Raw genomic sequence first — 15326 nt, 5'->3', positions numbered from 1 at the left:
GGCATGCTCGATTCCACCCCCGGACCGCCTCCGCCGCCCCCCGCCGTCCCCGTCCGCCGCCGGCGGCGCGGGCTCATCGCCGCCCTCGTCGCCGTCGGTCTCGTCGCCGTCCTGGTCGTCGGCGGTGCGGCGGTGTGGTTCGGCGCGGGCGCCTCCCGTCCGACGCCTCCGCCCGCGGGCGCCGCGTCGTTCGATCGGCCGCTGAGGATCCCCGAGCTCGCGGAGTCGATCGTCCGGGACGGGGTCCGCGTCTTCGAGCTGGAGGCCGGCGCGGGACGCACGTCGTTCGTCCCGCAAGGCGACACCCCGACGCTCGGATACGACGGCGCCTATCTCGGCCCGACGCTCGTGGCCGCCCGCGGCGAGCGCGTCCGCGTGCGCGTGCAGAACGGGCTCGACGTGAGTACGACGGTCCACTGGCACGGCATGCACCTGCCGGCAGCGATGGACGGCGGCCCGCACAGCCCGATCCCGGCCGGAGCATCCTGGACACCGGAATGGACCATCGATCAGCCTGCGGCATCCCTGTGGTATCACCCGCACCTTCACGGGCGGACGCGGGAGCAGGTGGACGCGGGTCTGGCGGGCATGTTCCTCGTGACCGACGATGCGGAGGCGAGCTTGCCGCTCCCGCGCACGTACGGGGTCGACGATGTGCCGCTCATCGTTCAGGACCGCTCGTTCGGCGCCGACGGCGGCTTCGCGGGCGGACCGGGCATGCAGTTCGACGGAGCGCTCGGCGACACCATCCTGGTGAACGGCACCGTCACGCCCCATCTCGCGGTTTCCACCGAGCGCGTCCGCTTGCGGCTGCTTAACGGATCGAGCGCCCGCATGTACGACTTCGTCTTCGCCGACGGGCGGGAGTTCTCCCTGATCGGCACCGACGGAGGGCTGCTCGCCGCTCCCGTGAGGACGACGAGCGTGCCGCTGTCGCCGGGGGAGCGCGCGGAGATCGTCGTGGAGCTCTCGCCCGGCGAGGATGCCGTGCTGCGTTCGCGCGCGCCCGATCCGGCTCTCCACGCCGGGGCGGCGGCCTTCGACGTCCTGCAGCTGCGGGCCGCGGCATCCCTCGCGCCATCTCCCGAGCTCCCGGAGACCCTCGTCCCGTTGCCTGCGGCCGACGACGCGGATGCCGCGGCACAGCGGACCTTCGTCATGTCGGGGCACTCCATCAACGAGCGGCAGATGGACCTGGGGCGCGCGGACTTCGTCACCGAGGTCGACACGACCGAGGTGTGGACGGTGCGCAATGAGAATCCGCTGCCGCACTCGTTCCACGTCCATGACACGCAGTTCCGCGTGCTCACGGTGGACGGCGGTCCGCCTCCGCGACGGCTGTCGGGGTGGAAGGACACGATCGCGCTGGAGTGGAACCGGGAGTACCGGCTGCTCGTGACGTTCGAGGACTACGCCGATCCGACCACACCGTACATGTACCACTGCCACCTGCTGTGGCACGAGGACCAGGGCATGATGGGACAGTTCCTGGTCGTCGAACCGGGCCAGCAGCCCGACCTGCGACGTCCCGAAGGAGACACCGATGACGACCACGACCACTGACGTGAGCGCGACGGCGACCGCGCCGCGCGACGGCTTCTGGACCTCGTACGGCCGCGCCTGGGTGCGGACGCCGGGGAGCGCCCTCTACCTTCTCGCGGTGTTCGTGCTGGCGATGGCCTCGCTCGTCGTCCTGGCGTCGCTGTTCTGGACCGGGGTCGGCCTGCTCGTTGTGCTGATCGGTCTTCCGATCCTGGCGGGAACCCTCATCGCAGCGCGGGGCTTCGGCTTCGCCGATCGTGGACTTCTGCGGCTGACGGGCCTGCCGGAGGTCGACGAGCCGGAGTGGAACCGTGACCGGCCCGGGTCCGACGGGTTCTGGATGACCCTGACCCGCCCCCTGCGCAACGCTCACTACTGGATATACCTCGTCCACGGCATGATCGTGTCGCCGATCATCAGCATCGTGTCGTTCGTGCTCACGACCGTCTGGCTCAGTGTCGGCCTCGGGGGGCTCACGTACTGGTTCTGGGGCGCGCTCACGCCACGCGGGGACGGTGCGGAGTGGGGAGGGTACGTCGCCGACGCCCTGCCCTGGATGTTCGGCGGATGGTCGTCCTGGGGCGTCGAGGTCGTCCTCTACCTCGTGGCCGGAATCGTCTTCACGATCACGATGCCGTGGGTGCTCGGAGGGCTCGCGCGCGGTCACCATGCCGTCGCGAGCGGCATGCTCGGGCGCTGGAAGTCCGACGACCTCGCGGCAGAGGTGCGTGCCGAGGCGTCGGCGCGGGCGTCGGCGGTCCAGGCGGAGGATGTCGCGCTCCGCCGGCTGGAGCGGGACATCCACGACGGACCTCAGCAGCGCCTGGTCCGCCTGCAGCTCGACCTGGCAGCCCTGGAGCGGCGAGCGGAGTCGGGCGACGCGGATGCCGCGGCCGAACTCGCCCGCGAGGCTCGCGGTCACGCGAAGGCCGCGCTCGATGAACTGCGCGCCCTGTCCAGCGGGGTGGCGCCGCCGCTCCTGCAGGATCGCGGCCTCGCGGCCGCCCTCGGCGCGATCGCCGCGGGGACGCCGCTCGTCGTCCACACAGACATCGATCCGGCGATCGACCGCTTCACGAGCCCGGAGGTCGCGCGAACGGTGTACTTCGTGGTCGCGGAGCTCCTCACGAACGTCGTGAAGCACTCCGGCGCGACGGCGGTCACCCTCAAGGCGGTGCTCCGGCCGTCCGTGAGCGGGGCGCCCTCGATGCTCGACGTGTGGGTGGTCGACAACGGCCGCGGGGGAGCGTCGTTCGCCCCCGGGCACGGCCTGGAGGGTCTGCGGGAGCGCGTCGCGGGTCTGCGGGGGATGCTCGTGGTCGACAGTCCGGCCGGTGGTCCGACGTCGGTCGGGGCGCACGTGCCGCTGACGGCGGCTGCCTCGTGAGCGCTCCGTATGCTGAGCAGATGACCGACAGGGATCCGGCGCGGGTCGTTCTCGTGGAGGACTCCGTCCTGCTGCGGGAGGGGCTCGTCCGCCTCTTCGACGAAGCGGGGTACGTCACGGCCGGCGCGTGGGGGGACGCGGACGACATCGTCGCCCGTGTGCGGGACGCCCGCGCAGACGTCGCGATCCTCGATGTGCGGCTGCCGCCGGGCTTCCGCGACGAAGGCATCCGCGCGGCGCTCGCGCTGCGCGCGGCCCTCCCGGATATCGGCATCCTCGTCCTCAGCCAGTATGTGGAGGGGGTATACGCGCGCGAGCTCCTGGCCGGTGGCGACGGTGGTGTCGGCTATCTGCTGAAGGACCGCGTGACGTCGCTGGACGAGTTCACCGATGCGGTGCGGCGTGTACGAGAGCGCGGCACCGTCCTGGACCCGCTGGTCGTGCAGGGGCTCCTTGCCGCGCGCCCCGATCCGCTGTCCACACTGACCCCGCGCGAGCGGGACGTCCTCACGCTGATGGCGGAGGGGCGCAGCAACGCGAGCATCGCCCAGCGTCTCTTCATCGGCGTCGGCGCGGTCGAGAAGAACATCAGCGCGATCTTCGCCAAACTCGGGCTGGAGGAGTCGGGCACCGAGCACCGTCGTGTGCTGGCGGTGCTCGCCTTCCTGCAGCGGTGAAACGACGATGCCCCCGGCCGGAGCCGGGGGCATCGTGCGGTGGTGCGGTGGTGCGGGCGCTCACTCCGCGAGGTGCGCGAAGAGGAACCAGCGGTCCTTCTCGATCGTCTCCTTGATGCCGATGGCGACATCCTGGCTCGTGAGGTCCAGCTCGTCGAGTCCGTCGATCGCGGCCTGGACGTCCGCGATGACGCGGTCCATGTCGGCGATAACGGTGCGGATCAGCGCCTCCCACTGAGTGAATCCCGCCGGAACCTCGCTGGCGGTCTTGGCCGCCACGGTGCTGACGCGCGCGTCGATCGGGAGGCCCAGGGCCACGATGCGCTCAGCGGCCTGGTCGGCACCGGCCTGCGCGTTCGCGACCACCGTGTCGAGCAGTTCGTGGATGGCGATGAAGTTCGCGCCGCGGACGTTCCAGTGCGCCTGCTTGCCGTTGACGGCGAGGGCCTGGAGCCCGAGGACGACGGGGGTGAGGAATTGGGCGCTGGCGGCCGCGACGGTCGGGTCGGCAGCGGTGGCGGGGGTGGTGTTCGTGTTCGTCATGTCTCGTCTCCATCTTCGGGAGGACGGCGTCTGCGCGGTCTTTCGTCCTCCGGTGGGTGCAACGCTACTCAGGCGGGGGCATTCCGCAAGCAAGACAAGGCTCCGCTAACACCGTCTCGGGCACCGCCCGCTCGGCGGGGCGTGATTGTCAGCCGGAACCGGCTAACGTCGTTGAGTGCCTTCCGCCGATCACGACCTCGGACCCCAGAACCTCGGGCGACCTGCCGTCACCGTGACCCGCGAGCCACGCGATCGGTCTCCCGAACACGCAGAGCCCTCGCGGTTCCTCCCGCACGTGCAGGGTCTTCGGGCGATCGCCGTGATGGCGGTGGTGCTCTACCACTTCTGGCCGGCGCGATTCTCGGGCGGCTATGTCGGCGTCGACATCTTCTTCGTCATCTCGGGTTTCCTCATCACGTCGCACCTCATGCGCGAGCTCTCGGCGACGGGGACCGTGCGCCTGGGGCAGTTCTGGGCGCGGCGCGCGCGGCGGCTGCTGCCGGCATCGCTGCTGGTGCTGCTCTTCTGCGCCGTCGTCGCCATGTCGCCGTACCTCACTCCGACGTCTGCTCTGCCGAACGAGGTGCGCGAGATCCTGGCGTCGACGTTCTACGTCGAGAACTGGTTCCTCGCCCTCAACTCGGCGGACTACCTCAACCACTCCGGCGACCCGACGACCGTCCAGCACTACTGGTCGCTGTCGCTCGAGGAGCAGTTCTACGTCATGTGGCCGCTGCTCATGCTCCTGGCCGCGTGGATCGGCGTGAAGTGGTTCCGCGGGGCGCGGCGCCGCGCGGTGATCTCGACGCTCGCCGTGGTGTCGGTGATCTCCTTCGTCTTCTGCGTGGTCTTCACGATCACGAATCCGGCCCCGGCCTACTTCGTGACGTTCGGACGCATGTGGCAGTTCGGGGTCGGGGCGATGATCGCCCTCGTGCCGATGCTGCGGGTCCGCAACGCGATCGGCAGCTTCGTCCTCGGCTGGGCGGGCATCGCGGTGCTGGTCTACACGATCTTCCAGTTCGACGGGCAGACCCCCTTCCCCGGCTACATGGCGCTCCTCCCGACGCTCGGTGCGGCGGCCGTGATCGCGGCATCCAATGCGGACCGGTGGTGGTACCCGACCCGTCTGCTCTCGCTTCGCCCGGCGCAGTTCGTCGGCGACATCTCCTACTCGCTCTACCTCTGGCACTGGCCGCTCATCATCATCGCGCCGTCGGTGCCGTTCTGGGGCTTGACGATCTACCACCGCCTCGCGCTGCTCGGGCTGTGTTTCCTGCTGGCGTGGCTCACCAAGCGGTTCGTCGAGGATCCCGTTCGAGGCTGGAAGGTGCTCACCTCGCGCCCCGCGCGCGCGACGCTGTGGAGCTCGCTCGGGGCGATGATCGTGGTCGCGCTCGTGGCGGCCACGGCGTGGTTCGTCAACGCACCCGCGTACAACGCCGGATTCCGGGCCATCCAGCAGCTGCAGGAAGACCCGCCACCGTGCTTCGGTGCGGCGTCCATCCTGGATCCGGACTGCGCGACCGCCGACTTCGGGGACGAGATCCTGCCGGCACCGGGCTTCGCGGGCATCGATAGACCCCAGATGGGCGACTGCTTCGTCCAGCTCACCGACGCGCGACCGGTGTCGTGCACGCTCGGCTCGGACGATCCCGACGCGCCCCGAGTCGCTCTCATCGGCGACAGCCACGCCTACCAGCTGATTTCGACCTTCGACCGGATCGCGCAGGAGGAGGGCTGGCAGCTGGTGACCTGGCTCAAGGGTGCGTGCCCGTGGAGCACCACGCCCCTGGCGACCCCCGGCGCCTTCGGCGAGGCGTGCACCCAGTGGCGTGAGGCGGTCACCGCCGAGCTCGCCCGAGCGGACGTCGACGCGGTGTTCACGGCGGCGATCGCCACGACGCCCTACTCGTCGGCCGGATACGACTCCTCGTACGACGCCGCGGTCGCCGGATACGTCGAAGCCTGGGACGAGGTGCTGGATCGAGGCATCCCGGTCATCACGGTCGTCGACAATCCCGTGTGGGAGACAGACCCGAACAAGTGCCTGCGCACGCGGGCTCAGAGCGAGTGCGTCGGCGCACGCGCGGACGTGCTGGTGGCGGACGATCCGCTTCGGGAGGCGGCATCCCAGCGAGAGGGTGTGACGCTGCTCGACTTCACCGACGTCTTCTGCGACGGCGAGATGTGCCAGCCGGTCGTGGGCGGAGCCAATGTGTACCGCGATCAGGATCACCTCACGGTCACCTTCGCCGATACTCTCGCGCCGTGGTACGCGCAGGCACTGCGCGAGAGCCTGGCAGGCGCCGCGCCGTAGGCGGTGGGTAGGGTCAGGGCATGACCATCTCGGAAGACGCCGCCGTCCTCGCCGTCTCGGAACGCGCCCCCGATGTCCACGCCGATGCCTTCGTGGCGTCGGGCGCGCGCGTCATCGGCGAGGTCACGCTCGCCGAAGGGGCGAGCGTCTGGTACAACGCCGTGTTGCGGGCCGACGGCGCGCGGATCTCGGTCGGGCCGGGCAGCAACCTCCAGGACAACGTCTCGGTGCATGTCGACGCCGGCCACCCGGTCGTCATCGGCGCGGACGTGTCGGTCGGCCACAACGCCGTGGTGCACGGCTGCATCATCGGCGATGGCAGCCTCATCGGTATGGGAAGCGTCGTTCTCTCTGGTGCGGTGATCGGCGAGGGATGCCTCGTCGCCGCCGGTGCGGTCGTCCTCGAGGGCACCGTCGTGCCGCCCGGATCGCTCGTGGCGGGTGTGCCGGCAAAGGTCCGGAGAGAGCTCAGCGACGAGGAACGCGCCGGAATCATCCGCAATGCGCGGACCTACCGCGAGCACCTCGCGGCGCACCGTGCGGCCTTTCGAGCGGGATCCTGACGGTCGTGCTGACGGAGTCGTTCCTCGCCGTTCTCGGGCCGGACTGACGTCCGTCAGGCGATCGGGTCGCCCTTCGGCGGCGGATGGTGCTTCCCTCGGTGGACCTCGTAGAGGCGCACGTGACCCGGCCACGCGGGGTCGTTGACGATCGGCTGGTCGTCCATGAACAGCCGGATGACGTGTGCGAGTTGTCCGGGATGGCTGAAGTTGATGGCGTGGGCGGCGCCCTCGATCAGGACGACGAGGACATGGCTGTCGGTCTGGCTCGCCACCTCGTCGACGCGGTGCGCGTGCGGCAGGAGGGGGTCCCGTTCGCCGAGGACCACGAGGGTCGGGATCTTCAGCTCGAGCAGCCGCTCCAGCGACGGATACTGCGTGAGCGCGCGGAACATCCGCATCGTGCTGGGCACGCCGAACCTGACGTAGTCGGGAACGGCGACGCGCGCCATGCGCGTGGGCTCCCGGGGTGCGTCCTTCGAGAGCTGTGCGATGGCACGTCGCAGCGGCTGGTTGAACAGGCCGCCGGCGGGGGAGACGAGCACGGCGCGATCGATGCGGTCCGGGTAGGTGTGGGCGAACTCGATGATGACCGGGCATCCCATCGAGTTTCCGACGAGCGTCGCCTTCTCGACGTCGCGATCGTCCATGAAGTCACGGGCGGCGGCGGCGAGGTCGGGGATGTCGAGCATGTCGCGCCGCTTGCCACTCCGACCGAACCCCGGGAGGTCAGGAACGTAAGTGTGGAACTCGTCGGCGAGGCGCTCAGCCGTGGGCAGGAGATAGCGGCCGGACAGCCCGAAACCGTGGACGTGCATCATCACCCGCGGGTCCGCGGGCCTGACGGGCGACTCGCGGTAGAACACGTCGACGTCGTCGATGCGCGTCCATTTCTCGGCCAGGCTCGACGCGGGACGACGCGGGAGCTTCCGCGGCTTCGGCGCTCCGGCGGGCGATGTCGGTGTGGTCATCGCTTCCCTCATCCTTCTTCGCGCTGTCATCGGGTGTCCGTGCGTCCCGGGTGTCCGCGCGGTTCTGCCCTTTCGCACAGCGGAATTCTGCCCTCAGACGTCGACGGGCATAAGTACGAGATCGCAAAATCACCCCTCCGTCGTCCGCACCATGAGGCCGGAACGTCGCCGTGGTCACCAGATCGACCTCATCGGGCACCGGCGGCACCCACGAAGAGTCTTTCCAGCCCGGCTCGGCCGCGGCATCCGGCGCACGATCCCCAGCTACTGTTATACCCCGAAACTAGAACAAACCTACGACACCGCCGATCTTCACCCGCACGTAACGTCGGCGGTGCAAGAATGCGTCTGATGACCGACGTCTCGATCAGCACGCGTCCGCCCGAGCCTTCGCCCGCGACGGACCGCTCGCGCACCCGCCGGTCCATCGCCGAGAAAATCCGCGCGATGGGACTCAACCGCTCGGGGGCGCTGCTCCTGCTGCTGGCGACGGTCGCCGCCATCGTCTGGGCGAACCTCGCCGGTGGATCGTATGAGGCGTTCTGGGATACGCACCTGACGGTCGGCGTCGGCGACCTGCAGCTGGACTTCACGCTGCACGCCCTCGTCAACGACGCGCTCATGGCGGTCTTCTTCTTCACCGTCGGCCTGGAGGTACGACGCGAGTTCGCCATCGGCGAGCTCACGAGCTGGTCCCGGGCCATGGTCCCCGTGATCGCGGCGATCGCCGGGCTGGTGGTGCCGGCGCTGGTGTTCCTGCTGGTCGCGACGGGTTCGGGCTACGAGAACGCGTGGGGCGTGGTCATCTCCACAGACACCGCATTCCTGGTCGGCGCGCTGGCGATCGTGGGCCCGCGCGCCCCCGGGCGGCTGCGGGTCTTCCTGCTGGCACTTGCCGTCGTCGACGACATCGGCGCCCTCTCGATCATCGCGCTGGTCTACACCGACAACTTCACGCCGATGCCGCTCCTGATCGCCGCGGCCGGTCTCATCGGCGTCTACTTCACGCGCTACCTCCCGACCGGGCGCGGACCCGTGTACGCGACCCTGGCGATCATCGTGTGGCTCGCCTTCCTCGCGTCCGGCGTGCATCCCACACTGGCGGGAGTGGCGATCGCGCTCCTGGTCCCCGTGTACCGTCCAGACCGCCGCGACGTCGAGCACGCACTGGAACTCGCGCGCACCTTCCGTCAGTCGCCGAACTCCGAGTACGCGCGCGCGGCGGCCAACAGCCTGCGCGAGTCCATCTCGATCAACGAGCGGCTGCAGTCCGCCTATGCCCCGTACGTCGCATTCGTGATCCTCCCGCTGTTCGCCCTCGCGAACGCGGGGGTCGTGCTCAGCCCCGAGATCCTCGGTGGTGCCGTGGTGTCTTCGCTGACCTGGGGCATCGTCGCGGGACTGGTCGTCGGCAAGCTGGTCGGAGTCCTGGGCTCCACGGCGATCCTCAAGCTGATGCGCCTCGGCGACTTCGGGCCGGGCCTCACCCTCGACAGGCTCTCCGGTGGCGCAGCGCTGTGCGGCATCGGGTTCACGATCTCCCTCTTCATCGTCGATCTCGCCATCTCCGACGAGGACGCGCAGAACGAGGCGCGCGTCGGCGTGCTCGCGGCATCCGTCCTGGCGTTCGTCATCGCGACCGTGTTGTTCCGCATCTCGGACGCGCTGCGGCCCCGCGAGGACTCCGGACAGACGCTCGCCCGCCCCGTGGATCCCCGACGCGATCACGTCTTCGGGTTCCCGGATGCGCCGTTCACGATCGTGGAGTACGGCGACTTCCAGTGCGGGTTCTGTCTGAAGGCGTCCGGGTCGATCCAGGAGGTTCACGAAGTCCTCGGAGATCGGCTGCGCTATGTCTGGCGTCACGCTCCACTGACGCACGTGCATCCGAACGCGCTCGCGGGTGCTGAGGCATCCGAAGCCGCCGCGCTGCAGGGCAAGTTCTTCGAGTTCGAGCGGGGGCTGTTCGCCGATCAGGAGAATCAGCGGCCGTCCGACATCATCCGACTCGCCCGGGATCTCGGCATGGACGTCGACCGCTTCGAGGACGACCTGACGTCAGCCGAGGTGACCGGTCGGGTCCAGTCCGACATGCTGGATGCCGAGGCCATGGGCATCACGTCGGTGCCGACGCTGTTCGTGAACGGGCGCCGCCACGTGGGTCCGTACGACGCGCAGTCGCTCATCCGCGCACTCGAAGAGAGCGCTGCGGACGATACCGGCCCGTCTCCGGTGGCACGGAAGTAGCCTGGTCGCGATGGAAGACACCACGCCCGCCGCGGACGGCGTCGATCTGATCCAGCGGCCCGAACTCACGGATGATCAGTGGGCGCGCCTGTGCTCGTTCGGCGTCCCGGAGGATGTCGCGGCCGGCGACTACCTCTTTCGTTCCGGCGACCGCGACTACGACCTCATCCTCGTCGAGGAGGGAGAGGTGGAGATCGTCCGCGACTCCCTCTTCTGGATCGACGAGGCCGTGCTCACCCGCGCCGGGCCGCGGAGCTTCGTCGGCGAGCTCGGCCTCCTCAACGGTCAGGGAGCCTTCCTGTCCGCCCGCGCGACCCGGGACGGTCGAGTCCTTCGCGTGCCACGTCGTGAGCTGCGACGACTGATGGCGGAGGACGATGAGCTGTGCGATATCGTCCTGCACGCGCTGTGGGCTCGCCGTGAGTCGTTGCGGCGGGGCCCGGCGGCGCTCACCCTCAAGTTCGTCGGGCAGCCTTCCTCGCGCGACTTCCTCGCCCTGCAGCGATTCGCGGAACGGCTCGATCTCGTGCACAAGACCGTTCAGGTGCGCCCGGAGGATCTCGGCGCCCACGCGAAACTCGGCGTGAGCGTCGACGACCTGCCGATCGCGTACATCCAGGGGGAGCCGATCCCGCGCGCGACGCCGGGCATCGTCGCCGATCGCCTGGGTCTGAGCTACCAGGCGCAGGGGGACGAGATCGTCGACCTCGTCGTGGTCGGCGGCGGCCCGGCGGGTCTCGCGGCCGCGATCTACGGGGCATCCGAGGGCCTCTCGACGGTGCTGCTGGATGCCGTCGCTCCGGGCGGCCAGGCGGCATCCACGTCCCGCATCGAGAACTTCCTGGGGTTCCCGTTCGGTGTGAGCGGCGGGGACCTGATCGGCCAGGCGAGCCTCCAGGCGCTGAAGTTCGGCGTGCGGGTGTACGCCCCGTGCGAGGCCGTCTCGCTCGAACCCGTGGGAGACCTCCTCGACATCACCCTCGCTGACGGGCGCATCATCCGCTCGCGCTCCACGATCGTCACGTCCGGTGCCGCGTACCGCCGGCTCGACCTCGACCGGTGGTCGGACTTCGAAGGCGCGGGCATCTACTATGCGGCGACGCCTCTCGAGCTGCGTCAGGTGGCGGAGTCTCCGGTCGTCGTCGTGGGCGGCGCGAACTCCGCCGGGCAGGCATCGCTGTATCTGGCGGCGAGCGGATGCCCCGTCCACCTCGTGGTGCGCGGCGGCGATCTGGGCGCTCGAATGTCCTCCTATCTCGTCGACCGGCTGTCGGAGGAGCCTCGCGTCCAGGTGCACACCGCCTCGAGAGTGGTCGGCCTCGACGGCGACGGTGCGCTCCGGCGCGTGCGGATCGACACTGCCGGCGACGTCGACGCACGCGGGCTGTTCTGCTTCATCGGAGCCGATCCGGCGACGGGATGGCTCCCGGCTCTGGACCGCGACGCGGACGGGTTCCTCCGCACGGGCACGGATGTCGCGATCCAGTCGCTCGAGCACTGGCAGCGGATGGGACGGGAGCCGCTGCCGTTCGAGACGTCGATGCCGCGGGTGTTCGCCGCGGGCGATGTCCGCCGCGGCTCGATGAAGCGCGTGGCTGCGGCGGTGGGCGAAGGCTCGAGCGCGGTCGCCTCGGTGCACCGCGCGCTGGCGGTGTGAGCGATCGGAGGCGGATGACGTGACGGATGCCGTGGACACGAGTGCACCGCCGAGCGGCGACGGCTGCGCCGAGTGCGATGCGATCGACGGCTGGTGGGTGCACCTTCGTCGCTGCGCGGCATGCGGGCATGTCGGATGCTGCGACAGTTCGCTCGGGCAGCACGCCTCCCGGCACGCGCGCGAGAGCGGCCACCGACTCGTGCAGAGCTACGAGCCCGACGAGGACTGGTGGTGGGACTACGATGCCGCCGACTGGGCGCAGGGCCCAGTCCTCGCGCCGCCCACGAGCCATCCCCGCTCGCAGCCCTCGCCGGGTCCCCGGGGCCGTGTCCCGCAGGACTGGCGGGCGCTGCTCGAGGCGGCCGGGCGCTGACGATCCCTCGCTGACCGGCCCGATGTCCGTGGCCGCGCCTACGCTGGATACGTGCAAGCCACCCGATCCGTCCGACCGTTCGAGGTCGTCAGTGAGTTCGCCCCGTCCGGCGATCAGCCCCAGGCGATCGCCGAGCTCGCTGCGCGCATCAACGCGGGCGAGACCGACGTCGTCCTGCTCGGCGCGACCGGCACCGGCAAGTCGGCGACGACCGCGTGGCTCGTCGAGGCGGTCCAGCGACCGACCCTCGTGCTGGCGCACAACAAGACTCTGGCGGCGCAGCTGGCGAACGAATTCCGCGAGCTCATGCCGCACAACGCCGTCGAGTACTTCGTGAGCTACTACGACTACTACCAGCCCGAGGCGTACGTGCCGCAGACGGACACCTTCATCGAGAAGGACTCGTCGATCAACGCCGAGGTCGAGCGCCTGCGTCACTCGACGACCAACTCGCTGCTCTCCCGTCGTGACGTGGTCGTCGTCAGCACGGTGTCCTGCATCTACGGACTCGGTTCGCCGGAGGAGTACCTCCGCGCCATGGTGGCGCTGCAGGTGGGGGAGCGGTACGACCGCGACGCCCTCATCCGCAAGTTCATCGCGATGCAGTACAACCGCAACGACGTCGACTTCTCTCGAGGCAATTTCCGTGTGCGAGGCGACACGATCGAGATCATCCCCGTCTACGAGGAGTACGCGATCCGCGTCGAGATGTTCGGCGACGAGATCGAAGCCCTCTACATGCTCCACCCGCTGACGGGGGATGTGGTGCAGCGCATGGATTCGGTGCCGATCTTCCCCGCGACCCATTACGCCGCCGGCACCGAGACGGTGCAGCGCGCGATCGGCACGATCGAGCACGAGCTCGACGAGCGGCTGAAGGAGCTCGAGTCGCAGAACAAGCTCCTCGAGGCTCAGCGACTGCGGATGCGCACGACGTTCGACCTCGAGATGCTCCAGCAGCTCGGCTTCTGCTCGGGCATCGAGAACTACTCGCGTCACCTCGACGGACGCCTCCCCGGCGAGCCCCCGCACACCCTCCTGGACTTCTTCCCCGACGACTTCCTCATGGTGATCGACGAGTCGCACGTGACGGTTCCGCAGATCGGCGCGATGTACGAGGGGGATGCCTCGCGCAAGCGCACCCTCGTCGAGCACGGGTTCCGCCTTCCCAGCGCCCTCGACAACCGCCCGCTGCGCTTCGATGAGTTCAAGAACCGTGTCGGCCAGACCGTCTACCTGTCGGCCACCCCCGGGCGCTACGAGATGGGCATCGCCGACGGTGTGGTCGAGCAGATCATCCGTCCCACGGGCCTCGTCGACCCGCAGATCATCGTCAAGCCGTCCAAGGGCCAGATCGACGACCTCCTCGAGGAGATCCGGTTGCGCGCATCGCGAGACGAGCGGGTCCTCGTCACCACCCTGACGAAGAAGATGGCCGAGGAGCTCACCGACTTCCTCGGCGAGCACGGGGTCCGGGTGCGCTACCTCCACTCCGACGTCGACACACTGCGCCGCGTCGAGCTGCTGAGCGAACTGCGCGCCGGGGTCTACGACGTGCTGGTGGGCATCAACCTCCTCCGCGAGGGCCTCGATCTGCCCGAGGTGTCGCTGGTGTCGATCCTCGACGCCGACAAGGAGGGCTTCCTTCGCAGTGGCACATCGCTCATCCAGACGATCGGCCGTGCCGCGCGCAACGTGTCCGGCGAGGTGCACATGTACGCCGACACGATCACCGACTCGATGCGCAACGCGATCGAGGAGACCGACCGCCGCCGCGACAAGCAGATCGCGTACAACACGGCGAACGGCATCGACCCGCAGCCGCTGCGCAAGCGCATCGCCGACATCACCGAGGTGCTCGCGCGGGAGGCGTCCGACACGAAGGCCATGCTCACGCGGAAGGACTCGCGCCTGAAGTCGGGCAAGGGCAAGTCGCCGACGCCGCAGCTCCGCCGCGAGGGTCTTGCCGCCGAGGGAGCGGAGCAGCTCGAAGCGACCATCGCCGACCTCAGCGACCAGATGATCGCCGCAGCGGGCGAGCTCAAGTTCGAACTCGCTGCCCGTCTGCGCGACGAGGTGCAGGATCTCAAGAAGGAGCTTCGGGCAATGGAGCGGGCCGGGCACGCCTGAGTCCACCTCGAAGGGAGTTCACGGGCGGAATAGCGTGGACGCACCGCGTTCAGGGACAGTGCATCAGCGGCTTCGGTCCCGAGCGGTCGAACGTGTGCCGGGTGATCGGGGCGCCGCAGAGCGGGCACGGCCGCTCCGCCCGCTCGGTGGCCGACGGCGCGGGCGTCGTCTCGTATGGGCCTACGGCGGCCGGACCGGCCGCCCGGATCAGCGTCGCATTCAGGAACGCGTACCATCCGCCCGCCTCGCGCACACGCGCGCGGAGCGGCCGCCGTTCGGGGGACGCGGAATCCTGATCAGTCACGATAGTTAGTGTACTAAGAATTCGTGCGCGATAAGATCCACGCATGACCGACGCGCTCGACGACCCACTCGCGCTCGACAGCCAGGTGTGCTTCGCACTCGTCACCGCCGCGCGCAACGTGGTCTCCATCTACCGGCCGATCCTGGAGCCCCTCGGGCTCACCCACCCCCAGTACCTGGTCATGCTCGCCCTCTGGGAGCAGTCCCCGCGCTCGCTTCGGGAGCTTGCCCACGAACTCGCCCTCGAGCCGGCGACGCTGTCACCCCTCATCAAGCGACTGGAGGTGCAGGGGCTGGTAACTCGAGGCCGTCGTCACGGCGACGAGCGTGTGCTGGCCGTCGCCCTCACGCCGGAGGGGCAGAAGCTCCGGGAGCAGGCGCTGAGCGTGCCGGCGCGGGTGATGGAGAGTGTCGGATCCGATGCGGAGTCCCTCGTCGCGCTGCGGGACGCGCTCGCCCCGTTCGCGGGGGAACGTCGACGGCCGGCCACGGGTACGTGAACATCTTCTCATCACTCTGGTCGACGTCGGCGGGGGATCCTAGGCTCGGGAACGGCGTCCCGAACGCGGTGAATCCGCGTGCCAGGATGCCGGCATCCCGTCGTCCGATCTTTCAC

General features: G+C 69.4%; 13 protein-coding genes. 10 read left to right on the top strand and 3 right to left on the bottom strand.

Translation table 11 applies throughout. From position 1 onward, the window contains the following. The first annotated feature begins 3 nt into the window (after nt 1–3). From ACFQ0P_RS14945 to ACFQ0P_RS14935, 3 genes are read left to right on the top strand one after another with little or no spacing between them, the layout of a single operon-like run. The gene (locus tag ACFQ0P_RS14945; RefSeq protein ID WP_204979440.1) at nt 4–1563 is read left to right on the top strand and encodes a multicopper oxidase family protein; all 1560 of its coding nucleotides are present in this window, start codon (nt 4–6) and stop codon (nt 1561–1563) included. Continuing rightward, the gene (locus ACFQ0P_RS14940) at nt 1544–2929 is read left to right on the top strand and encodes a sensor histidine kinase (RefSeq protein WP_204979439.1); all 1386 of its coding nucleotides are present in this window, start codon (nt 1544–1546) and stop codon (nt 2927–2929) included. The genes ACFQ0P_RS14945 and ACFQ0P_RS14940 overlap by 20 nt, the downstream gene beginning before the upstream one ends. Before the next feature lie 20 nt (nt 2930–2949). Continuing rightward, the gene (locus ACFQ0P_RS14935; RefSeq protein WP_204979438.1) at nt 2950–3606 is read left to right on the top strand and encodes a response regulator transcription factor; all 657 of its coding nucleotides are present in this window, start codon (nt 2950–2952) and stop codon (nt 3604–3606) included. A gap of 60 nt (nt 3607–3666) precedes the next feature. On the opposite strand, the gene ACFQ0P_RS14930 is transcribed toward ACFQ0P_RS14935, so the two are convergent. Beyond that, nucleotides 3667–4149 carry a Dps family protein gene (locus ACFQ0P_RS14930; RefSeq protein WP_204979437.1) on the bottom strand — a complete coding sequence of 161 codons (483 nt, stop codon included), beginning with the start codon at nt 4147–4149 and terminating at the stop codon, nt 3667–3669. 175 nt (nt 4150–4324) lie between these two features. Here ACFQ0P_RS14930 and ACFQ0P_RS14925 point away from each other — a divergent pair, with 175 nt between their 5' ends. Together ACFQ0P_RS14925 and ACFQ0P_RS14920 are read left to right on the top strand one after the other, a co-directional pair. After that, on the top strand, nt 4325–6469 hold the full coding sequence (locus tag ACFQ0P_RS14925) for an acyltransferase family protein (RefSeq protein ID WP_204979436.1): 2145 nt from the start codon (nt 4325–4327) through the stop codon (nt 6467–6469). 20 nt (nt 6470–6489) lie between these two features. After that, on the top strand, nt 6490–7032 hold the full coding sequence (locus tag ACFQ0P_RS14920; protein WP_204979435.1) for a gamma carbonic anhydrase family protein: 543 nt from the start codon (nt 6490–6492) through the stop codon (nt 7030–7032). A 53-nt stretch (nt 7033–7085) separates the two neighbouring features. Here ACFQ0P_RS14920 and ACFQ0P_RS14915 read toward each other — a convergent pair whose 3' ends face one another. Further along, complete coding sequence (locus ACFQ0P_RS14915; RefSeq protein ID WP_204979434.1) at nt 7086–8000, bottom strand: alpha/beta fold hydrolase; 915 nt, start codon at nt 7998–8000, stop codon at nt 7086–7088. Nucleotides 8001–8447: 447 nt separating this feature from the next. Here ACFQ0P_RS14915 and nhaA point away from each other — a divergent pair, with 447 nt between their 5' ends. Genes nhaA through uvrB form a run of 4 tightly spaced genes read left to right on the top strand, consistent with a single transcriptional unit; the run spans nt 8448 to nt 14407 of the window. After that, nucleotides 8448–10247: a Na+/H+ antiporter NhaA gene (gene nhaA, locus ACFQ0P_RS14910; RefSeq protein WP_378772917.1), complete on the top strand. Its 1800-nt coding sequence runs from the start codon at nt 8448–8450 to the stop codon at nt 10245–10247. Between the two features lie 10 nt (nt 10248–10257). After that, complete coding sequence (locus ACFQ0P_RS14905) at nt 10258–11904, top strand: FAD-dependent oxidoreductase (RefSeq protein WP_204979432.1); 1647 nt, start codon at nt 10258–10260, stop codon at nt 11902–11904. Between the two features lie 19 nt (nt 11905–11923). Then, a complete protein-coding gene (locus tag ACFQ0P_RS14900; protein ID WP_204979431.1) occupies nt 11924–12277 on the top strand; it encodes a UBP-type zinc finger domain-containing protein in 354 nt (117 codons plus the stop codon). 51 nt (nt 12278–12328) lie between these two features. Next, nucleotides 12329–14407, top strand: a complete 2079-nt coding sequence (gene uvrB / locus ACFQ0P_RS14895; protein WP_204979430.1) for an excinuclease ABC subunit UvrB — start codon at nt 12329–12331, stop codon at nt 14405–14407. A gap of 49 nt (nt 14408–14456) precedes the next feature. Here uvrB and ACFQ0P_RS14890 read toward each other — a convergent pair whose 3' ends face one another. After that, nucleotides 14457–14711, bottom strand: coding sequence for a hypothetical protein (locus ACFQ0P_RS14890; RefSeq protein ID WP_204979429.1), 255 nt, complete (start codon nt 14709–14711; stop codon nt 14457–14459). Nucleotides 14712–14754: 43 nt separating this feature from the next. Between ACFQ0P_RS14890 and ACFQ0P_RS14885 the strand changes: the two genes are divergently transcribed. Beyond that, nucleotides 14755–15210 carry a MarR family winged helix-turn-helix transcriptional regulator gene (locus ACFQ0P_RS14885; RefSeq protein WP_204979428.1) on the top strand — a complete coding sequence of 152 codons (456 nt, stop codon included), beginning with the start codon at nt 14755–14757 and terminating at the stop codon, nt 15208–15210. Nucleotides 15211–15326: the final 116 nt, after the last annotated feature.

The organism is Microbacterium insulae (genome assembly GCF_042677065.1).
GTDB classification, from domain to species: domain Bacteria; phylum Actinomycetota; class Actinomycetes; order Actinomycetales; family Microbacteriaceae; genus Microbacterium; species Microbacterium insulae.
The sequence above is the reverse complement of the archived record's forward strand: the minus strand, read 5'-3'. Positions and strand labels throughout refer to the sequence as shown.